At 65.1% G+C, this 21,300-nt stretch carries 17 protein-coding genes; all 17 read left to right on the top strand.

Features of this window, described 5'->3' with window-relative positions; genetic code table 11:
• Positions 1–11 precede the first annotated feature (11 nt).
• The 17 genes from EH209_RS11310 to EH209_RS11230 all read left to right on the top strand — a co-directional run bounded on the left by EH209_RS11310 (position 12) and on the right by EH209_RS11230 (position 21,299).
• Entirely contained in the window at positions 12–383 is a 372-nt protein-coding gene (locus tag EH209_RS11310; protein ID WP_008892606.1) for a DUF3209 family protein, read from the top strand.
• A gap of 2 nt (positions 384–385) precedes the next feature.
• Positions 386–1,708 carry an outer membrane protein assembly factor BamB family protein gene (locus EH209_RS11305; protein WP_126663000.1) on the top strand — a complete coding sequence of 441 codons (1,323 nt, stop codon included), beginning with the start codon at positions 386–388 and terminating at the stop codon, positions 1,706–1,708.
• Between the two features lie 190 nt (positions 1,709–1,898).
• Entirely contained in the window at positions 1,899–3,269 is a 1,371-nt protein-coding gene (locus EH209_RS11300; RefSeq protein WP_249038788.1) for a DNA primase, read from the top strand.
• 2 nt (positions 3,270–3,271) lie between these two features.
• Positions 3,272–3,883 (top strand): hypothetical protein, encoded by a 612-nt coding sequence (locus EH209_RS11295; RefSeq protein ID WP_126662999.1) that lies wholly within the window; start codon positions 3,272–3,274, stop codon positions 3,881–3,883.
• Between the two features lie 60 nt (positions 3,884–3,943).
• The gene (locus EH209_RS11290) at positions 3,944–4,900 is read left to right on the top strand and encodes a hypothetical protein (RefSeq protein WP_126662998.1); all 957 of its coding nucleotides are present in this window, start codon (positions 3,944–3,946) and stop codon (positions 4,898–4,900) included.
• A 111-nt stretch (positions 4,901–5,011) separates the two neighbouring features.
• The gene (locus EH209_RS11285; protein WP_126662997.1) at positions 5,012–5,989 is read left to right on the top strand and encodes a hypothetical protein; all 978 of its coding nucleotides are present in this window, start codon (positions 5,012–5,014) and stop codon (positions 5,987–5,989) included.
• 96 nt (positions 5,990–6,085) lie between these two features.
• Positions 6,086–6,568: a hypothetical protein gene (locus EH209_RS11280; protein ID WP_126662996.1), complete on the top strand. Its 483-nt coding sequence runs from the start codon at positions 6,086–6,088 to the stop codon at positions 6,566–6,568.
• A gap of 79 nt (positions 6,569–6,647) precedes the next feature.
• Positions 6,648–6,857 (top strand): hypothetical protein, encoded by a 210-nt coding sequence (locus EH209_RS11275; RefSeq protein WP_126662995.1) that lies wholly within the window; start codon positions 6,648–6,650, stop codon positions 6,855–6,857.
• Positions 6,858–6,955: 98 nt separating this feature from the next.
• On the top strand, positions 6,956–8,251 hold the full coding sequence (locus EH209_RS11270) for a DUF4157 domain-containing protein (RefSeq protein ID WP_394343690.1): 1,296 nt from the start codon (positions 6,956–6,958) through the stop codon (positions 8,249–8,251).
• Positions 8,252–8,337: 86 nt separating this feature from the next.
• Positions 8,338–9,225, top strand: a complete 888-nt coding sequence (locus tag EH209_RS11265) for a hypothetical protein (protein ID WP_249038787.1) — start codon at positions 8,338–8,340, stop codon at positions 9,223–9,225.
• 228 nt (positions 9,226–9,453) lie between these two features.
• Positions 9,454–9,948, top strand: coding sequence for a universal stress protein (locus EH209_RS11260; RefSeq protein WP_008892599.1), 495 nt, complete (start codon positions 9,454–9,456; stop codon positions 9,946–9,948).
• Between the two features lie 181 nt (positions 9,949–10,129).
• Entirely contained in the window at positions 10,130–12,163 is a 2,034-nt protein-coding gene (locus tag EH209_RS11255) for a cation:proton antiporter (RefSeq protein ID WP_126662993.1), read from the top strand.
• A 306-nt stretch (positions 12,164–12,469) separates the two neighbouring features.
• Positions 12,470–14,446: an acetate--CoA ligase gene (gene acs / locus EH209_RS11250; RefSeq protein ID WP_126662992.1), complete on the top strand. Its 1,977-nt coding sequence runs from the start codon at positions 12,470–12,472 to the stop codon at positions 14,444–14,446.
• 141 nt (positions 14,447–14,587) lie between these two features.
• Positions 14,588–16,813 (top strand): bacterio-opsin activator domain-containing protein, encoded by a 2,226-nt coding sequence (locus EH209_RS11245; protein ID WP_126662991.1) that lies wholly within the window; start codon positions 14,588–14,590, stop codon positions 16,811–16,813.
• Positions 16,814–17,072: 259 nt separating this feature from the next.
• Complete coding sequence (acs, locus tag EH209_RS11240; protein ID WP_126662990.1) at positions 17,073–19,052, top strand: acetate--CoA ligase; 1,980 nt, start codon at positions 17,073–17,075, stop codon at positions 19,050–19,052.
• A gap of 55 nt (positions 19,053–19,107) precedes the next feature.
• Positions 19,108–19,614, top strand: a complete 507-nt coding sequence (locus EH209_RS11235; protein ID WP_126662989.1) for a DUF4212 domain-containing protein — start codon at positions 19,108–19,110, stop codon at positions 19,612–19,614.
• Complete coding sequence (locus EH209_RS11230; protein ID WP_126662988.1) at positions 19,611–21,299, top strand: sodium:solute symporter family transporter; 1,689 nt, start codon at positions 19,611–19,613, stop codon at positions 21,297–21,299. Before EH209_RS11235 ends, EH209_RS11230 begins: the two co-directional genes overlap by 4 nt.
• Position 21,300: the final 1 nt, after the last annotated feature.

The following is a 21,300-nucleotide window of genomic DNA, read 5'->3' as shown; positions in this document are numbered from 1 at the left end:
TACACACACTCATGAGCTGCTACGAAATCGAAGCACTACGACTCGGACTGATGAACGTCCTCGGCGTCGGGGACGACAGCGCCCGCGACCACGCGGAGAACGAACTCGAGGGCCACCTCGAAGGCCCGATCGAAGGGCTCGCGAACGCCGAGAGCCTCGCCGAGGTCGAACGCCATCTCGACGCGGCCCTCGTGGATCTGGAGGAGGAGGTCGCCGCGATGGATGACGACGACCCCGAGTACGACTACACGCGAGGACGACTGCTGGCGGTTCGCGACGCCGAGCGCGCGGTCCAGCGACTGCGCACGCAGGGCGGGAGTATCGTCGACGGCCTCGGGGACGCTCACGACACCCTCCACGAGACCTTCCCGGTAGAGGACTGACGATGGCCGAAACCGCTGATGCTGACTGCGAAGCCGACCGGGACGGCGACCGCGAGTTCCGGTCGGTCCCACTCGGCGAGATCGAGACGGCCCGGAGCCGCCACATGTGGACCCGATCCGCGGTTCACGTCGCCGAGAGCGGCGACCTCGTCGTCACCGGCGAGTGGGACGGCACCGTCACCGCCCGCGAGGTCGACTCGGACTCGCTCGAGGCCCGCTGGACGGCCGACCATCCGGACCACGCGGTCGGAATCGCGACGCTGTCGGGTGGCGGGACCAAGAGCGACGGCGATACTGCGGAGACGGTGATCGTCGCCGGCCGCGGCGAGACCGGCACGATTGCAGCCTACGACGCCGCGACCGGCGAACGACGCTGGCGGTACGACACCGTCGACGACCTCGGCGAGGCCGTCAAGGACACCGTCTTCTACCTCCCGTACGTGGTCGCCCTCGAGAGCGGCACCGACGCCGACGGCAACGAGTGCCTCTACGCCGCCGCGCGACGGTACGAGCGCGACGGCGAGACGCAGCAGTGGCACAGCACCGTCTACGCGTTCGATCCCGACGGAACGGTGCGCTGGACGTACGAGACCGACGCCTCCCCGATCGCGATCGACCTCGACGCCGACGGCGAGCGACTGGCGGTCGGCTACAACCGCTGTATGGGCGATCACGACGTCGGACTCGTCGTCCTCGAAACAGCGTCGGGCGACCTCGCATGGACCTGGGACCCCGGCACCGAGGGCGATCGGCGCGTCGGCGACGTTTCCGTCGACGGCGATTCGATCGCGGTCTCGAGCCACGGCGATAAACGGGGCTATCTGCTCGGTCCCGGCGGCGCCGAGCGCTGGCGCGTCGATCTGGCGGTCGAAACCGAGATCGACGGCGAGACGCTGTACGCCTACCCGAACCACGCGTACGCGGCAGACGGGCGCGTGACGTTCGTAACCGGAAACACCTACGCCGTCGAGAGTCGCGAGACGGAGAACCGGCACCCGAACGAGCACCGGACCGCGACCTTCGACGCCGACGGCGAGTTGGCGTGGGACGACGAGGTCCGGGGCTTCGTTCACGGCCTCGCCGCTGACGGCGAGACGATCGTCGTACCCTGTGCGCAGAACTTCCGCGTTCGTGACCCCGAAACCCACGCCGTTCGCCGGTTCGACCTCGAGTCCGGACCACAACGGGTCGACCGACTCGCGGGAATTGCGACCGCCGCCGCCGTCGACGATGGGACGCTGGCGGCGATCGAGGAACCCGTGGCCTACCACGACGAGGGCAAGACCCGCGGCGAGTACGCCCTGCACGTGGCCCCGGTCGAATAAGGGAGCTGCCATAACCGGTTCGAGACCCGCTCACCATCACTCGTTTTCCCGGCCGAAGTCGGCCTTGAGCGGCCGTTCCCGCCACTAGTCGCATACGCAAGGGAAATTACCACAACGCCCACTCGCATGGGTTTTGCATATAATGACAACGGGTCTAGGAGATGATGGTTCCGAGGAATGTTCGGATCCCGTGGCAGTCGAGGATCACTCGAGCCATCGTCACGACGGTGAGCACGCGGCGCGAGCGGATCGCAGGGTTCTGACCGACGGGGGTCAGGCAGAGATGGCCGAGGAGGGTAACGACGAGGAATCGACAGCTGATGCCGACGACGCGTCGGAAGACGATACGGAAGAGGCCGAGGCTGGAGAAGAAGAAACCGAAGAGGAGGAAGAAGCCGAAGAAGAAGAGGCTGAGGACGAGGAAGCAGAGGAGGAAGAAGCCGAAGAAGAGGAGGTTGAGGACGAGGAAGCCGAAGAGGAGGAAGAAGCTGAAGAAGAGGGGGTTGAGGACGAGGAAGCCGAAGAGGAGGAAGAAGCTGAAGAAGAGGGGGTTGAGGACGAGGAAGCCGAAGAGGAGGAAGAAGCTGAAGAAGAAGAGGTTGAGGACGAGGAGGCAGAGGAAGAGGAACGAGATGTCGGAGACGAAACCGGTGAACTCACCGACGACAAGCGAGCGGAAGGCCACGCCGACGACGCCGAAGCGGTCTACGAAGGCGACGATGCTTCCGGCATTCTCCATCTCGATCTCGACGGTCTCTTCCTCGATCTGCTCGGACTCGAGGTCAACCTGAATCCGGTCCAGCTCGACGTGTCGGCACGGCCGGGCAGTAACAACCTCCTCGGGAACCTGTTGTCCGCCGTGACGGGGCTGCTGGACGGCCCCGGTGCGATGATCGACAAGGCGAAAGAGCTCCTGAAAAAGCCGTTCGAACTGCTCAAGAAGGTCCCGGGGAAGGCGAAAGACCTCCTCAGTGGCATCCTCGAGAAGCCCAAGAAGTTCCTCCGCGGACTGCTGAGCAAGCCGAAGGAACTGTTCAGCAAGCTGCTGGGGCTGCTGGGAATCGGTGGCGAGGAAGCGAACGGCGAGGAGGAAGCCGAGGGCGAAGAAGGCGAGGAAGAAGCGGAGTCCGGTGGCCGGATCTCCTCGCTGTTCAGCTGGGTGAAGGGGATTCTCGGCAAGCCGGTCAAGTGGCTCCGCGGGCTCTTCGGCGGCGAGGCCGAAGAAGAAGCACCAGCGGAGGAAGAAGCCGAAGAAGAGACTCCGGACGAAGCGACGGTGGACGAAGACGAAGAACCGCCGGAGGAAGCAGACGTAGCGGAAGACGAAGAAGCGGAGGAAGCGGACGAAGACGAGGAAGCGACCGAATCACCCGGGCGGATCTCAGCCGCCGGCAATCGGGCGAAAAAGGGCCTCGCCGGGCTCATACCGAGCTTGCCGGTCGAGGACATCGTGGCGATGGTCGTCAGTGAGGTAATCGAGCAGCTAATCGAACAGCTAGAACCCGACGAGGAGCAGGAAGAGACAGGCGATCAGTCAGACGCAACAGCGGAGGCAGCCTAACAATGAGCGGAGAATCCGACACCGAGTCCAAGTCAATGGCCCAGCGCATCGACTTCGAGAAGGTCGCCCAGAACATCGACATCGAGGACCTGATCGAGGGCACACAGTGGGAGGACAAGATCGAGGAGGACCAGCCCCTCGGAGAGGCCATCGGCGCCCAGATCGGCGCGCTCATCGGCCGGAAGATCGGCGAATCCATCGGTCGAGCGATCGGTGATATGGTCCTTGAGGAACTGTTCGGCGACAAAGAAGAAGCCGAAGCTGAAGCGGCCGAGGAAGAGGAAGCCGAAGCTGAAGCGGAGGGTCTCGAAGAAGAGGCTGCGGAAGAAGAAGTCGAGGCCGAAGAGGATGCTGACGAATCGGTCGAGGACGAGGACGCGGACGACACCGAAGAGGAAGCTAACGAATCGGCGGAGGAAGAGGAGGAATCCGAATCGGTCGAGGACGAACAGTCGGACGAATCAGTGGATGACGAATCCGAGGCGTCCGGCGATGAGGACACCGACGACAGCCAGGCCGAGGACGGCGAAGAGGACGAAGCCGCGGCGGACGATGAGAGTGGCGAGGAGTCCGAGGCCGAGAAAGAGGACGCCGTCGAAGCCGAGGAGGATTAACCATGGTACGAAAGCAGCTTCCCGACGGCGGATCGTCCGTCACGGCCCGAGGTGAGCGCCATGGCTGAGAGCGGACTGCGGAAGCTGGTCGCCAAGGAGGTGAGCGACCAACTCGACGTGGCCGACGTGCTCGGCGACGGCAGCCTCGAGGACAGCATCGACGGCGGCGAGGTCGGCGCAGCGGTCGGCCGCGAGCTCGGCGAGCAGGTCGGGCGCGAACTCGGCGGGGCGATCGGCCGTGGAATCCACGAATCGATCGCTGAAGGCCTCGAGGAGGGGAAGAACCGCAAGGAAATGCAGTCGTCCCTCACGGCCGCGATCCGTGATTCCCTCCGGGAGACGGTCGAAGAAAACGACGCGAAGAAGTCGGTCAAGTCGCTGGCCCAGGGCGTCTCCGGAGAGAGCGGTCTCGAGGGCCTGCTCGAGAGCGATACTGACGAAAGCGAATCCGAGAGCGACGAGAGCGAGGAAGCCGAAAGCGAGAGCGGTACGCAAGAGACCATCGAGTCGGTCGTCGAGAGCATCGGTGAGGAAAGCGGACTCGGTGACGTTCTGGGGGAAGAGGATGAGGGCGAGGAAGCGGAAGACGAGGCCGAGTCCGAAGCTGAAGGTGAGGAGGAAGAAATAGCGGACGACTCCGAGTCGGAGGATGAAGGCGACGAGGAGGAGGCGGAAGACGAGGCCGAGTCGGAGGATGGAGGTGACGAAGCTGAATCGGAAGACGAAGCCGAGTCGGAAGCTGAAAGCGACGAAGCGGAGGCGACCGAGGACGAATCCGAAGAGGCCGAAGCGGAAGCGAGCGACGACTCCGAGCCGTCGGTCGAAGACATCGAGGACTTGCGGCGTGACACCTTGGAGGACTTCCTCGGTATCATGTCCTACGACGACCTACAATCGGTGGCCAAGGACGTCGACGTGAAGGCGAACCTCAGCCGCGAGAAGATGACCGAGGAGATCATCGCGGCGGTGACCGACGAGGACGAAGACGACGAAGAGGCGGAGGCCGAAGCGGGATAGCGACCGGCGGCCGAAACCGAATCGTCGCCGTCCGCCCTCGAGTGGCGGCCCGGACGGCAGCGATCGGCGAACGGCGAACTGTGGACCGCGGCGCGGACAGCGAGGGAACCCATGAACCAGGATAGCCAGGACCTCCACGATCGGGTGACCGAGATACTGAACGCCGCCGAGACCTCGAGCGGGTCGATGCTCGGCGACGAGGACGGCGATTCTGACGGCGCGGACCTCCTCGAGACCGCCGCGGAGGCCAACGACCTCCTCGAGTCCGCGGAGCCGGACGAACTGCTCGCGGCGGTCGGGCTGGACACGCTGCCCGACGGCAGCGAGCCGGACTCCATTCCGGCGGCCATCGCGCGGGGCGATCCGGAGCAGGTCGCGGACCTCCAGCGGCTGTTGCACCTCTCGAATCTGGCCGATGACGACGACGAGGGGGCACTCGAGGGCGCCGTCGACGCACTCCGGTCGTCGATTGGGGACGGCGAGGAAGCGACGGCCGAATCGGACGCCGGCGACGAGGGCGAGTCGAACGCGGAGGCCGACAGCGAGGGCGACCGAGACGAGGAGGACGAGGGAGCCGAGGACGACGGACTGCTCGAGACTGTACTCGGCTCGGGAGACGAGAGCGGCGGCGATAGCGGCGCCGAGGCGTCGGCTAGCGACACCGGATCCGACGAGGACGGCGACGACGCCGACAGCGAGGGCGGCGCACGAGAAACGATCGAGGCCGCCGCCGAAACGGTCGGCGAAGCCAGCGGACTCCTCGAGAGCGATGACGAGGACAGCGGCTCGGACATCGGCGACCAGCTTCGGTCGACGGTCGAGTCCTCGCTGACGGGCGTCGGCGACGACCTCGAGGGACTCCACGAGCGACTGCAGGAGCGAAGCGCCAGTTCCGTCGGCGGCGAAGGCGACGGTGAGGACGACGGCAACGCAGCGGACGAGGAAGACGACGGACTACTCGGTTCCGGGCTCGGATCGAGCGACGGGGGCGGCGGCGACGGGACCCGACACTCGACGATGGCGCCGCCGCCGTCGAAGCGCGCGGATATGAAGACGACGCGTCACTCGACGATGCCCAAACGCCACTGAGCGATCCTTCCGCTCGCACTGACGCGCAATGGACCGTCACGAAACCCTGGCAGGAGACCGCTGAAGGCTTATCCCAACTGCAGCCGTCGCTCTCGTATGACGAGACACGTTAGCGAGACCCAGGTTCGCCACTGGTTGGACGAAACGGCGATTCGGGGTGTGACGGCCCACTCCGATGAGGACACCGCATTCAACCTGCAGGTCGAACTCTCGCGGTTGCCCGTCCACGTCATCAAGGAGGAGGAGTTCGGTCCCGTCCGGATCGTCGGTCGAAGCGGGTTCGACACGGAGCGAACGAAGGAGTTGCTCCGCGACGACCAGCACCGAAGCGAACTCCTCCAGTACGTCGGGCCGATGCTGGCGGCGACGCCGGGGTTCTACACGTTCCTCGACCCCGACGGTGCGGCCTGTCAGCTCCGGGAGGCGGAAACTGTCCAAGTTGAGTATCGTGTCTACCCCGACGAGGCCAGCCAGCAGGCCCTGATGGACGGCATCATGTCGATCGCGACGAGCATGCGCTACGTCCGAAACGTCGTCGCGACGATCGGCGTCCAAGTGGAACCGGAGAGCGACGAGTGACCGTCGCCGACGGCGAAGCGGTCGTTCTACCCTCACCGACGAGTCGATGCGTGACGCTGCCGACCGCCTCGCCTGAGCAGTGGGATGCTGTTCAGATAACGAGGACGACGAGGCAAGGCTCGCCCGGCGCGCGGTCGGTCGCGTGGAGGTCCTCGAGTCGCTCGAGAGCATCGGCGGTCCCGCCGGCGGTGATCTCGTCCCTGTTAGCAGAGAGCTCCCGCAGGAGAACGGCGATACAGACGAGTTCGTCGAGCAGGTGGGTGGTGGAATCTTAGTAGGTCATCGGTAGCGGGGGCGTCCCAATGCGGTTGGCACCGTATTCAGAATGCTTCTGTCGAACTGTTATTACAAAGAAATATATATTTCTGGGATTAAATCAATCTATCGATGGAATTTCGCTCTCTAAGTGAGGTGACTGACGACACCGAGCGGTCCGCTGGCGGACGTCGGGACCGCAAGCGGTCGTCGCCGTCCGTCCGATCGTCTGACCGCCAGCCTGCGAGGTCCGCCGAAAAGCGGTTCGGCGTCGACTGCTACAAAGACGGACTGGACACCGTCCTCCAGCGCCTCGCCAACGACCACGGCCCACAGCAGGTCCGGGAGTGGGCCGACGAGGGGATGCCCGTCGACACGATGGGCAAGCCCCGAGACATGGAACAGTTTCGTGACCGCCAGCGGGAGCGTCCCGCCGCGGTGCCGACCGATATCGAGCGGCAGAACAACAAGTCCGTCCAACGATCTCGTGGGGCGCACAACGAGTCCGCAAACGCCGGCGACACGCAGGTTCCCGACTCTGTTCGGGATGTCATTTCTTCGCCCGGTCAGCCCCTCGAGGCGTCGATCCAGCGCGCGATGGAAGAGCGAATGGGTGACTCGCTGGGCGACGTGCAGATTCATACCGGTCCGCAGGCCGCCAACGCCTGCGAGGACATCAACGCCCGCGCGTTTACCGTCGGGAATCACATCGCGTTCAACCACGGCGAGTACGATCCTGAGAGCGCCGGCGGCCAGCACGTGCTGGCCCACGAACTCGCCCACGTTCGCCAGCAGACTGGCGCCGCCGTCTCGATGTTGCCTCAAGATCAGGACGGCGATCTCGAGATCGATCCTGACCCGCGGTTAGAACGCGAAGCTGAGGAGACTGCCGATCGCGTGATGCGCGGCGGCGAACTGGGCCTGTTCCGGATGCGCAAAACGGAGATTCACGTCCAGCGGATGCCGGACGCGGAACGGTTGGAGCAGGCACGCGAGCAGGCGGCTGCGGAAAGCGATCACCTCACGCTCGCGGAGGAAGTCTCCCAGATCAAAGACCGTCTCTCATCAGTAGAGAAGACTGTCGCTGAGGAGTCGACACCGAACGGTGTCGGCAAAGCAGTTACCCAGGGTGCCGTCGGCGCGGTCGGAGGCTTACTTGGTGCCGTCGCCGGAACGATGGTGTCGCCGGGGATCGGAACGATCGGCGGGGCAGCAGTCGGTCAAGAAGTCGCGAAGGGTGTCGCCGGCGACGTCACCAAGACCCTGACCGGCAAAGCGTACGATAAAGGCTCCCAAACCGTCAGCGAATTGGCCGGGAAAGCCGGTGCACAAATCGAGAAACTCGTCGAGAAAACTGTCAAAGACCTACTCAGTGAATCTGAGCAGATCGATGATTCACAGGGCGTCGGACACAGTCGGAGGGAGTAAACATGGATGGACTAATCACTGGAAAAAATGATGAACGTGTGGGGTTGAGTGTTATCGACAATAACGACGCTGAGCATGTGATCGAAATGGAATTTGATGGCGAAATAAAGCATCATCAATGCAAGGAATACGCAGACAAGCCGAGTGACCGAACACCAGAAGAAAACGAGTACAACGAGCAGGCACGGAAATTCGCCCGGTACTACGTCTACCTCGAGGAGGGCTACGACACGGTGGCGCCGGAGAGCCATCCCGAGCGCATCAACGCGGTCAGACTCGCGATTCAAGACCTCACTGAGAGCGAATTCGAGGGATTGTTCGGCGATCTCTACCGGCAGATGAGAAGCTATCACGACTATGATACCGAACGGCCGATCCCCGAGCCCCCACTGGCTTCCGAGAATATCCTCTACCGCCAGCACGTCTACCTCGGTATCGACCCCCTCGAGACCGACATTGCTGCTGGTGCCCGAGAGATGGCCAGCGCCTACGGCCTAGACCTTGCCAAGGACACACTCACCGAGCAAGCCGTCGACGCGCTCTCTTCGGCCGACATCGACGACTGGCGAGCCTTCGCAGACGACCTCGTCGCGCTCGCCGAAGACGAAGGGATCACCCTCGAAGAGGGTACGTACGTCGATGCCGTTTCCTCGCTGTACGCTACCTACCTCGACGACAGCGGCGAGCAGTACGTGAGCGAACCCGAGCACGATCCCTTCGAACGCGACCCGGACGCGCTGATCGAATTACCTCCCATCGATCCCCGATCCATCGACGAGTTCCGCGAGTTCCTCGACCATCATCTCAAGTGCCAGATCCGCGACTGCTTCGTGCGGATGGGCGTCGAACCACCCGAGGACTTCCGCGTGCTGGGGAACGGCCGACTCGAGGCCATCGCCGCCTACAAACTGCTCGAGATATATCCCAGCTACCACGATCCGGAAGCACAGACACACACATCCTCGATTCTCTGAAACAACCGACTGGCGTTGCCGTGCCGATGCTTCCTCAAGACTGTTATCGCCGGAGAAGGTGATGAGAACACCACACCTACGTGACAGATAATCTGGGGAATTCGCAGAAGATCGAAATGGGAAAGACCAGCGGTGATATCTACTACCATCAGTACGAGACGTACGCAGACAAACCGGTACTACGCTGGAGGCCGAACATTTACTTCGGCTGTCGTGTGACATAGCCGTATGACGCTACTCGTGCCCTTCGACGGGTCGAAACTGGCGAGGAAAGCACTCGAGAAGGCCGCGACGTTCGGCGACCTGTTAGACGAGGAGGTCGTCGTCCTGACGGTGATCCCCGACGACGCCGACTACGCTCGAGACCGCGGCTGGATCGCCGCGGGGGAGCCGTTCGATCCGGAGGCTATCGAAGCGGGCATCGAGACGCGGGCGATGGAGGTCGCCCCGGAAGCGACGTTTCAAACCGAGCGCGTCAGTTCCGACGAACCGACCGCGACGGCGACGAACAACGTCGTCCGCGCGATCCGACGGGTCGCCGGCGAGATCGGCGCGTCGGTGGTCTTCATCGGGTCCGAAAACGCCGGCTCGGTGATCGCTCCCCAGTCGAGCGTCGGCAGCCCAGTCGCCAACGATCAGCGCTACGACGTCTACGTCGTCCGCGAGCCAGGCGCAGACGTCGACCCCGAGGACATCACGGACATCGATTCGACCGTCGAGTGATCCCGCGCCCGCTATCGCGGCGTCAGTCGGTCTCACCGTTGGGCACTCGGGTTCGCGGCGCGAAAATCGGAGCCAGTTTGTAGTCGACCGAGGCCGTCTCGAGTAGACGCGTGTTCAGACGGAAGCCGGAGTTGACGAGAGTCGTGAGTCGACGGCGGGATCGGCCGCAGAGAGGATCGTGATGCTGGCAGCGTCGATCCCCGTCGAAGATCCGATTCTCATCTTCGGGCTGGCGATGACCGTCTTCCTGGTCGCGCCGCTGGTGCTCGACCGCTACCGGCTCCCGGGGATCATCGGCGTCATCGTCGTCGGCGCGGCGATCGGTCCCAACGGCCTCGGAATCCTCGAGCGCGGGGAGACGATCGTGCTGCTGGGCGAGGTCGGCATCGTCTACCTGATGTTCGTTGCGGGCCTCGAGATCAACCTCGCCCAGTTCATCGCGTACAAGGACCGGAGCGCCGTCTTCGGCCTCCTTTCCTTCGCGATCCCGCAGGCGGTCGGGACCGTCGTCGGCTACTACGCCCTCGGGCTCTCCGTCGGCGCCGCGGCCCTGTTCGCCGCGATCTTCGCCTCGCACACGCTGCTGGCGTATCCGATCGTCAGCCGGCTGGGGATCGCGAAGACGGAGAGCGTCACGGCGACGATCGGCGGGACGATCGTCACCGACACCCTCGCGTTGCTTGTCCTCGCGGTCGTTATGGCCGGCGAAGCGGGCGAACTGGGCCCGGCCTTCTGGCTCTCGCTGACGGGGAAGCTCGCGCTCTTCTTCGTCGGCATCTGGGTGCTCGTCCCCCGGCTGGGCGAGTGGTTCTTCCGGACGGTCGACCAGGAGAGCTACTTCGAGTTCCTGTTCGTGATGGCCGTCCTCTTCGGCTGCGCCTTCCTCGCCGAACTCGCCGGCGTGGAGCACATCATCGGCGCGTTCCTCGCGGGGCTGGTTCTCAACCGGCTGATCCCCGAGAGCGGTCCCCTGATGAACCGCATCGAGTTCGTCGGCAACGCGCTGTTCATCCCCTTCTTCCTGCTTTCCGTGGGGATGCTCGTCGACGTCCGGGTCCTGACCGAGGGCCTCGAGACGCTGGTGCTCGCCGTCGCGTTCGTCGGCCTCCTGTTCCCGACGAAGTACGTCGCGGCGTGGCTGACCGCGCGGCTGTACGGCTACTCGACCGACGAGACGATGGCGATGTTCGGACTCTCGCTGGGCCAGGCGGCCGCGGCGCTGGCTATCGTGCTCATCGGCTACGAGGCGGGCCTGTTCGGCGAGGCGATGCTCAACGCCACGGTACTGATGATCCTCGTCGTCAGCGTGATCAGCCCCGCAATCGTCGACCGTTACGGCCGGGGCATCGTTCGCGCGTCCGAACGCACCGCGTACGATCCGCAGGCGGCCCCGCAGCGGATCATGGTCCCCGTTTCGCGCGACTCCCAGTACAGCGAGCACCTGCTCGATCTCGCGCTGCTGGTGCGCGAACCCGACGAGAATCAACCGCTGTACTCTCTGAGCGTCGCCGCCCCCGGTACCAGCGCTGAGGCCGACGTCGCGGACCTCGAGTCGCGACTCGAGGCGACGGAGGCCTACACGGCCGGCGCCGAGGTCTCCCTCGAGAGCCAGACGCGCGTCGACGCCAACGTCGCCTCGGGAATCGTGCGGGCGGCCCTCGAAAACCGGATCACGACGCTGGTCATCGGCTGGGACGGCGCGCCGCGCCACCAGCGCGTCTTCGGCCACGTGATCGATCGGGTGTTGATTCGGACGAAACAACTCGTGCTGGTCTCGCACGTGCGACAGCCACTGAACACCACCGACGAGGTCGTGGTCGTCCTCCCGCCGGGAATCGAACACAACGACGGGTTCTCCGAGGCGGTCCACACGGTCGAACACCTCGCGGAGCAGGTTGGCGCGCCGGTTCGCGGCCTCGTCGTCGGCGGTACCCCCGAGCAGTTCGAGCGCGCGTTCGAACTGATCGAACCCGACGTGCCGGCGACGTTCGACGGAGTCGAAAGCTGGGATGCTCTCGAGGAGAGGCTCCGCGAGGACGTCAACGAGACGTCGCTGGTCGTTCCGATGAGCGCCCGCCGGGGCACGATGGGCTGGGACGCGACGCTACGAACGCTGCCGACGACCGTCGCGGAACTGACCGAGGGGAACTTCGTGGTAATCTATCCGGCCGTCGGCGAGCGAAGCGACGATCGGCGGTTCCTACAGTTTCGATGACCAATCCCTCTGGATCGCCGTAGACCCTCCGAGAATGCCCTTCTCGAGGCGTTGGTAACAAGTAAAGTCGAGCATCCGCGAACGAAGTGAGCGGTTTTCCGCCGGAGCGGGGCAACGCCCCGCGGAGGCGACCTTTTTCATCGAAGTTTTTTGACGGGGTTCGAGCGAGCGCAGTCGTTCGAAAGACGCGAAGCGTCTTTCGTGATGACGAGAGACCGGAGGTCTCTCGAACCACGAGCGAAGACCTCGTTAAAAAAGTTCGGTACCTAACGCTTATTCCACTGTCTGCCGTCGGTTCGAACGAGAATGGTCGATCGGAACGGGTGGAGACGGGATCATCCCGTCCTCACCGGGTCGCCCCGAAGCCCTCCGTCGTCGTTCGTCGAGCAGGCGAACGTTTCGGAGCCGGGGATCTACGAGGAGTTCGAGACGGAGTGGCCGGACTGCTGGGAGCGGGCCGCCGAGTTGCTCTCGTGGGACAAGGAGTACGATACCGTCCTCGAGGACGGGAACGCGCCGTTCTACGAGTGGTTCGCCGGCGGCCGGCTGAACGCGTCGTACAACTGCCTCGATCGGCACCTCGAGGCGGGGCGGAAGAACCACGCCGCGATCCGGTGGGAGGGCAAGCAGGGCGAGCGACGGACCTACACCTACCGCGATCTGTACGTCGAGGTCAACGAGTTCGCCGCGGCGCTACGCGATCTGGGCGTCGAGGAGGACGACGTGGTGACGATCTACCTCCCGATGATCCCGGAGCTGCCGATCGCGATGTTGGCCTGCGCCCGCATCGGCGCGCCACACAGCGTCGTCTTCGCCGGCCTGTCGGCCGACGCGCTCGTCGCCCGGATGGACGCCGCCGACAGCGAGTACCTGCTGACCTGCGACGGCTACTACCGCCGCGGGGACGCCTTCAACCAGAAGAGCAAGGTCGACAACGCCCAGCTCAAGCTCGAGCAGGACGTGCGGACGGTCGTCGTCGACCGATTGGGCGAGGGCCTCCCCCACGTCCTCGGCGACGAGGAGTACGATTACCATGATCTCCGTGAGGAGTTTTCCGGCGAGACCGTCGAGCCGGTCTCGCGGGACGCCGAAGACATGCTGTTCCTGATGTACACCTCGGGGACGACCGGCGAGCCGAAGGGCGTCGTCCACTCAACGGGGGGCTATCTCGCCCACGTCGCGTGGACGAGCCACGCGGTCTTAGACGTCAAGCCCGAAGACACCTACTGGTGTGCGGCCGATATCGGCTGGATCACCGGCCACTCCTACATCGTCTACGGCCCGCTCGCGCTGGGGACGACGACGATGATGTACGAGGGGACGCCCGACTACCCCGACCGGGACCGGCTCTGGGAGATCGTCGACCGAAACGCCGTCGACGTCTTCTACACGGCGCCGACGGCGATCCGCGCGTTCATGAAGTGGGGCGAGGAGTTCCCCGCGGAACACGATCTGTCGTCGCTGCGCCTGCTCGGCAGCGTCGGCGAACCGATCAGCCCGCGCCCGTGGAATTGGTACTACGAGCACATCGGCAACGAGGAATGCCCGGTGGTCGACACCTGGTGGCAGACCGAGACCGGCGCCGTGACTATCTCGACGCTGCCCGCGATCGACGACATGAAACCCGGCGCGGCCGGGCCAGGTCTCCCGGGGATCGACGTCTGCGTCGTCGACGGCGCCGGTGAATCGGTCGATCCGGGCGACACGGGCTATCTCACGATCACCCGTCCGTGGCCGGGAATGGCCCGGACGCTGTACGACGGCGACGACCGCTTCCGCGCGGAGTACTGGGAGCGGTTCTCCGACCCGGCGGCCGACGAGTGGCACTACTTCAGCGGCGACGCCGCCCGAATCGACGAGGACGGCTACGTGACGGTCCTCGGCCGGGTCGACGACGTGATCAACGTCTCCGGCCGCCGGCTGAGCACGATGGAGATCGAGTCGGCGATCACCGACGTCGCCGGCGTCGCCGAGGCCGCCGTCGTCGGCCGCTCGAGCGAGACCAACGGCACCGATATCTACGCCTACGTCAGCACCGAGGGCGGCTACGACGACGAGACCGCCGTCCGCGAGGCCATCGTCGACAACATCGAGGCGGCGATCGGACCGATCGCTCGGCCCGAGGCGGTCGTCTTCACGCCCGAACTTCCCAAGACGCGTTCGGGCAAGATCATGCGCCGTCTATTAGAGAACGTCGCGAACGGCGAGGAACTCGGGGACACGAGCGCGCTTCGGAATCCCGAGATCGTCGGCGAGATCCAGGCGGAGATCGACGACGAGTGACCACAGCGCACCTAATTTCGCGATCTCAGATAATACGAAACGCCACACAGCGACGACTTGTGCACCGTATTCGCGATATTACCGGTCTACCGTCGGTTCGCGCCGATACAATTATATTCGCACCGCTGGAATGCGCGAAGCATGAGTCTCGAGGGGGTGGACACGACGGCGCTCGAGCGCGACGAGTACGAGATTCTCCTCGATGCCGCCGAGACGTATCGCGAGGCGCTGGTCGTGCGCCTCTGTGCCGACGTCGGTCTCCGGCCGCGGGAACTGGCCGAACTCACCGTCGACGACGTCGAGCAGGTCAGGATCGAGCCGCCCCGCTATCTGGTTCGGGTGCCGGCCGTCGACGGCGGTGACGGCCGAACGGCGTACCTGCCGATCCACGTCGAACGCGAGTTGCGACGCTACGCCCGGAGCAACGGGCTGACGACCGACGATCGGATCTTCCCCGTTACGGCCCGTCGGCTCCAGATGCTCGTTTCGGACGTCGCGGACCGGGCCGCCGAACTGTTCAACCGCCCGGACCTGTCCGACGTCTCGACAAGCGATCTCCGTCGATACTTCGCCCGTCGCGCACTGATCGATCACGGCGTCAACCCGCGGGCCGTCAAGACCGCCGGCGGCTGGCGGAGCTTCGAGGCCCTCGAGCCGTACCTCCCCGAACCGACCGACACCGAGATCATCGACGCCTTCGACGCCCTGGAACGGCCGTCCGGAACCGGCCGCGGCCGCGACGGTCCCGTCGTCGGCGACGACAGCGTCATCCGGCTGCTGCTCGCTGCGAGCGACCGGTACGCGCTGTTACGTCTCGATTCGGACGGCTACGTCGAGCGCTGGAACCGGAGCGCGGCCGCGATGTTCGGCTACCGAGCCGGCGAGATCGTCGGCACGCACGTTTCGACGTTCTACACCGACGAAGCGGTCGACAAAGGCGTCCCCGAACGGGTGCTCGCGACGGCCTTAGAAGAGTCGGGGTACGAACGCGAAGGGTGGCGCGTCGCCGAGGACGGGTCGCGATTCCGTGCCACCGAGGTCATTTCTCCGCTACGGGACGATCAGGGGCGACACCGCGGCTTCGCGGTCTTCGTCCGCGACGTCTCGCCGGCCCACGAGGAACTCGAGGAACTTCGCGCGCGCAGAGACGAACTCGAGCGCCGATACGACGTCGCTCGATCCCACCGGGCGGTGACGCGTGCGTTGCTGGAGTCGACCGATCACGAGGAGGTAGAGGAAAAGACCTGCGCCGCACTGACCGCCGCCGGCGCCTACGAGTGTGCCTGGATCGAACGGGCGACCCACGCGGACCGGCGGACGGACTGGCGCGCCGCCAGCGGGATCGATCCGGACGCGGTCGACCGACTGGTCTCCGAGGCGTGGCGTGACGGCGAGGTCGAGTCGATCGACGTCGACGGGGAGCCGTCCGTCTCGATCGGACGAGGCGTCACCCTCGCAATCGACGGCGATGGAGAGGACGAGGGCGACGGTGGCACCGACGAGTTGGGAACCCTCGCGCGCATTCCACTCGCGTACGGAGACACGGTCTATGGCACCCTCTCGGTCGCGACCGACGACGACGACGCGTTCGACGACGAGGAGCGACGGTCGCTCGAGACGATCGGCCAGCAGGTCGGCTACGCCATCGCGGCGATCCGGCGGCGGAACCTCCTGCTGTCCGATCGGGTCGTCGAACTCGAATTCGAGTGTCGCGACGACGATTCGTTCTTCGTCGACGCCTCGCGGCGGCTGGGCTGTCGGTTCGAACTCGACTCGCTCGTCCCCGTCTCGGAGACGATGCAGCTGTACTACTTGCGCCTCGAGGGGGCGTCGCCGGCCGACGTCTTCGATCTCGCCGCGGACGATCCCGGTATCGAAGACTACCGGCTGGTCGAGACCGATGCGGAGGGGTGGCGCGTCGAGTTCGTGGTTGATAGCTCGTGTCCGATCGTCACGCTCACCGAGTACGGTACCACCGTCCTCGAGGCGCGGTTCGTGGGCGGAACCGCGACGATCACGGCCGAATGCGCCGTCGACGCCGATATCCGGACGATCCTGGACGGGCTCCGCGCCGTCTTCCCCAACTCCGAACTGGTCGGCAAACGCGAGACCGAACGGAACGTCCGGACCGCTCGCGAGTTCCGCGAGGGCCTCGAGGATCGCTTGACCGACCGTCAGGAGGCGTCGCTGCGGGCGGCCTACTTCGGCGGCTACTACGACTGGCCCCGGGAAAGCACGGCCGAGGAAATCGCCGACGCGATGGGGATCTCCTCGCCGACGCTGCACAACCACCTGCGGAAGGGCCAGCACGAACTCCTGCGGACCTTCTTCGACGACCCGGGCGACGAGTCTCGCGGGACCGACTGACGGAGATCCTGTCGATCGGTCGGATACTAACCCTCTAGATGAACGGCCTGCACGTGACGGGTCCGACGGCGAACGGTGTCCGGCCGGTCCGCGCTCGTTCGTCGCGCGACCGTTCGACCGGGGGGTTTCGGGTCGATATAAGCGACTATATGCTCCTAATACAGTCAATATTCCCTAGCTATCATCCCCTATGTCGGGTCGATTTTGCACAACTAGATGGCGGCTTTACTATGCCAGTTGTGTTTGGGTGTGGTGTATCATGACACAGGAGGATGCCAACCTCGAGGCGCGACTCGAGGAACAGGAGACGTTCGAACCCTCCGACTCGTTCGTCGAGCAGGCGAACGTCTCGGATCCGGGGGTCTACGAGGAGTTCGAGGAGAACTGGCCGGACTGTTGGGAACGGGCGGCCGACCTGCTCTCGTGGGACGAAGAGTACGACACCGTCCTCGAGGACGGGAACGCGCCGTTCTACGAGTGGTTCACGGACGGAGAGCTGAACGCGTCGTACAACTGCCTCGACCGACACGTCGAGGAGGGCCGCGGCGACAGCGTCGCCATCGAGTGGGAAGGAGAACTCGGCGAGACGCGAACCTACACCTATAGCGAGCTGCTGGACGAGGTCGAAGACTTCGCCGCGACGCTGCGCGACCTCGGCGTCGAGGAAGACGACATCGTCACGCTGTACATGCCGATGGTTCCGGAGCTACCGATCGCGATGCTGGCCTGCGCCCGCATCGGCGCACCGCACAGCGTCGTCTTCGCCGGCTTCTCGGCGGACGCGCTGGCGACGCGGATGAACTCGGCCGACAGCGAGTACCTCGTCACCTGCGACGGCTACTACCGCCGCGGGGACGCGCTCGATCACCTCTCGAAGACCAACGAGGGCCTCGAGGGCGTCGAGCACGAGGTGTCCGACGTCGTGGTGGTCGACCGACTGGGCGACGACCTCGACCACGACCTCGCGGACAACCAGCATGACTACGACGAACTCGTCGCCGACCACGAGGGATCGTCGGTCGAGCCGGTTTCGCGGGACGCCGAGGACATGCTGTTCCTGATGTATACCTCGGGGACGACGGGCCAGCCCAAGGGCGTCAAACACACCACCGGCGGCTACCTCGCCTACACGGCCTGGACCTCCCACGCCGTCCTGGACATCGAGGCCGACGACACCTACTGGTGCTCGGCGGACATCGGCTGGATCACTGGCCACTCCTACATCGTCTACGGCCCGCTCGCGCTCGGGACGACCTCGGTCATGTACGAGGGCACGCCGGACTATCCGGACAAGGACCGACTGTGGGAGATCGTCGAGAAGAACGAGGTCGACATCTTCTACACCGCGCCGACGGCCATCCGCGCGTTCATGAAGTGGGGCGCGGAGTACACTCAGAACCACGACCTCTCCTCGCTGCGCCTGCTCGGCACCGTCGGGGAGCCGATTAACCCGCGCGCCTGGAAGTGGTACTACAAGCACATCGGCAACGAGGAGTGTCCGATCGTCGACACCTGGTGGCAGACCGAGACCGGGGGGATGATGATCACGACGTTGCCGGGGATCAACACCATGAAACCCGGCTCGGCCGGGCCGCCGCTGCCGGGCGTCGACGCCCGCGTCGTCGACGCGAACGGTGACGAGGTCGAGGCCGGCCAGGCCGGCTACGTCACGGTCAACAACCCGTGGCCGGGCATGCTCCGGACGCTCTACCAGAACGACGAGCGCTTCATCGAGGAATACTGGAACGAGTACTCCGACGAGGAGGCCGACGAGTGGGTCTACTTCCCCGAAGACGGCGCGAAGATCGACGAGGACGACTACATCACCATCCTCGGCCGGGTCGACGACGTAATCAACGTCTCCGGCCACCGGCTCGGGACCATGGAGATCGAGTCGGCCGTCGTCGGCGTCGAGGGGATCGCCGAAGCCGCCGTCGTCGGCGGCGACCACGACGTCAAGGGCGAGGCCGTCTACGTCTACGCCATCCCGGAGGACGGGTACGAGGACCGCCACGACGAACTCGAGGAGAAGGCCATGGAGGCCGTGCTCGACTCGATCGGCCCGATCGCCCGGCCCGAGGAGATCGTCTTTACGCCCGAACTTCCGAAGACGCGCTCGGGCAAGATCATGCGCCGCCTGCTCGAGAACATCGCCAGTGGCGACGAGCTGGGTGACACCTCGACGCTCCGGAACCCCGAAATCGTCGACGAGATCGCCGACCAGGTCGCGGGCGACTGAACACTTCCTCGATTTTCGAACGATACCACACGATATCGACACACTGCACCAAAATATGGCAGACAATAACACTCAAGACTCGACGGACGAACGGACCGCAACGGACGGGGGGGTGGCCGGGCATCACGGTCAGTCCCACCGAAACACCGACTATCTCAACGCGGAGGTAAACCTCCTGAATCCGAGTACGCCGTTCATGCGCGATCACCTGCGCATTATCTGGACCGGATTCGTTACCTGGGCCATCCTCGTGTTCGGCCCCGTGCTCCTGACGGCCGCGATGCCGGACCTCATGACGACGACGATGCCGGTCATCGAGTTCCCGCTGCACTACTTCCTGGTAGCCGTCTGTGGCCCGAGCGGCGCGCTGATCCTTTCGGCGTGGTACGCTCGCAAGCGCGACCAGCTCGACGCGAAGTACGGGATCGATCACACGACGACGACGGAATCCGGCGGCGGCGGTAGCGAGGACGCCGCGGCGACCGACGGGGGTGAGCGATCGCAGAGCGATCGCGATCCGCGTCAGGACGCGGAGCGGTCTGACGGAGGTGTCTCCGAATGACGGGAACGGCGACCGTCCTGCAGTCCGAGCTGTTGCCCCAGGGGATGGACGTCTCGTTCAAGCTCGCGCCGGCTATCCTCGTTCTGGGGATGCTCGGCACCTTCCTCCTAATCGGGTTCGTGTTCCGCGTGGCCGACACAGAGGACATGTGGGTCGCCGGCCGCTCGATCGGGAACATCGAGAACGGGATGGCGATCGGCGCCAACTGGATGTCCGCCGCGTCCTACCTCGGGATGGCGGCGCTGATCGCGCTGTCGGGCTTTTACGGCCTGGCATTCGTCGTCGGCTGGACGACGGGGTACTTCATCCTGCTCATCTTCATGGCCGCGCAGATGCGCCGATTCGGGAAGTACACGGCGCCGGACTTCGTCGGCGATCGCTTTAACTCCGACAGCGCCCGCGCCATCGCGGCGATCACGACCTTCCTCATCGCGTTCGTCTACGCGATCGGACAGGCTCGCGGGATGGCCCTGGTCGGCCTCTACATCTTCGGCGACCTCGGTTTCGCCGGGTTCAGCGGCTACCAGGCTATGGTCATCTTCATGATGACGATCACGGTCGGCTACCTAACGCTCTCGGGCATGTTGGGCGCGACGAAGAACATGGCCGTGCAGTACGTCATCCTCATCAGCGCCTTCCTGGCCGGCATGTACGTGGTCGGCTGGACGCAGGGGTACTCGACGGTGCTCCCGCAGATCGAGTACGGGATGCTCCTGAGCGAACTCGGCAACGAGTTCACCGAACCCTTCGCGAACTCGAGTCCGTACCTGTGGATCGCGACGTGTTTCTCGCTGGTCGTCGGGACCTGCGGGCTCCCGCACGTGCTAGTCCGGTTCTACACGGTCGAAAACGAGCGGACCGCCCGCTGGTCGACCGTGACCGGCCTCTTCTTCATCTGCCTGCTCTACCTCGGCGCCCCCGCCTACACGGCGTTCGGGACGCGTCTCTACGACCTTAACTCGGCGACGGGGACGACCTACGGCGACCCCGGCATGTCCGGCTCGACCGCCGACGTCCTCGTCGTGATCGCGGCGCAGTTCGCGAACCTGCCCCAGTGGTTCGTCGGCCTCGTGGCCGCCGGCGGGATCGCCGCCGCGATCGCGACGACCGCCGGCCTCTTCATCACCGGCTCCTCGGCGGTCTCCCACGACATCTACACAAACCTCATCAACGAGGACGCGACTCAGCGCCAGCAGATCCTCGTCGGTCGCCTGGGCATCATCGCCCTGGGCGTGCTGACCACGCTGGCCGCGCTCGACCCCGCGGCGCCGATCGCCGCGCTGGTCTCCTACGCGTTCTCGCTGGCCGGCGCGGTGCTGTTCCCGATGTTCTTCCTCGGTCTCTGGTGGGAGAACACGAACCGCGAGGGCGCGCTCGCCGGGATGCTCACCGGGCTGACCATCTGGGTGATCCCGATGATCAACGAAGTCGTTCCGACGTACACAACCAGCACCGGTGACCCGTTCGTTCCGGTGCTGGCGCAGTGGGTGCCGGCCATCGGCTCGGCGCTCGTCGCTGTCCCGATCGTCTTCGCAGTCACGATCGGCGTCTCGGCGATGACCGACGAGCCGCCGATCGAGACGAAGCGCGTCGTGCGACAGTGTCACAGCCCTGAACCGATGGGCCAGCAACAGGCCGCGGAAGACGTCGTCACCGACGGGGGCGAAACCCCCGCGGATGACTGAT

The organism is Haloterrigena salifodinae (assembly GCF_003977755.1).
In the GTDB taxonomy this organism is placed as follows: Archaea; Halobacteriota; Halobacteria; order Halobacteriales; family Natrialbaceae; genus Haloterrigena; species Haloterrigena salifodinae.
This window is presented reverse-complemented; position numbering and strand designations above follow the sequence as displayed.

Bases quoted from the DNA above. Each gene is read 5' to 3' on its own strand.
- EH209_RS11255 (WP_126662993.1), top strand. From the start codon at position 10,130: ATGCTGGCAGCGTCGATCCCCGTCGAAGATCCGATTCTCATCTTCGGG.
- EH209_RS11295 (WP_126662999.1), top strand. From the start codon at position 3,272: ATGAGCGGAGAATCCGACACCGAGTCCAAGTCAATGGCCCAGCGCATC.
- EH209_RS11245 (WP_126662991.1), top strand. From the start codon at position 14,588: ATGAGTCTCGAGGGGGTGGACACGACGGCGCTCGAGCGCGACGAGTAC.
- EH209_RS11290 (WP_126662998.1), top strand. From the start codon at position 3,944: ATGGCTGAGAGCGGACTGCGGAAGCTGGTCGCCAAGGAGGTGAGCGAC.
- EH209_RS11235 (WP_126662989.1), top strand. From the start codon at position 19,108: ATGGCAGACAATAACACTCAAGACTCGACGGACGAACGGACCGCAACG.
- EH209_RS11285 (WP_126662997.1), top strand. From the start codon at position 5,012: ATGAACCAGGATAGCCAGGACCTCCACGATCGGGTGACCGAGATACTG.
- EH209_RS11305 (WP_126663000.1), top strand. From the start codon at position 386: ATGGCCGAAACCGCTGATGCTGACTGCGAAGCCGACCGGGACGGCGAC.
- acs (WP_126662992.1), top strand. From the start codon at position 12,470: ATGGTCGATCGGAACGGGTGGAGACGGGATCATCCCGTCCTCACCGGG.
- EH209_RS11310 (WP_008892606.1), top strand. From the start codon at position 12: ATGAGCTGCTACGAAATCGAAGCACTACGACTCGGACTGATGAACGTC.
- EH209_RS11230 (WP_126662988.1), top strand. From the start codon at position 19,611: ATGACGGGAACGGCGACCGTCCTGCAGTCCGAGCTGTTGCCCCAGGGG.
- EH209_RS11280 (WP_126662996.1), top strand. From the start codon at position 6,086: ATGACGAGACACGTTAGCGAGACCCAGGTTCGCCACTGGTTGGACGAA.
- acs (WP_126662990.1), top strand. From the start codon at position 17,073: ATGACACAGGAGGATGCCAACCTCGAGGCGCGACTCGAGGAACAGGAG.
- EH209_RS11265 (WP_249038787.1), top strand. From the start codon at position 8,338: ATGGAATTTGATGGCGAAATAAAGCATCATCAATGCAAGGAATACGCA.
- EH209_RS11260 (WP_008892599.1), top strand. From the start codon at position 9,454: ATGACGCTACTCGTGCCCTTCGACGGGTCGAAACTGGCGAGGAAAGCA.
- EH209_RS11270 (WP_394343690.1), top strand. From the start codon at position 6,956: ATGGAATTTCGCTCTCTAAGTGAGGTGACTGACGACACCGAGCGGTCC.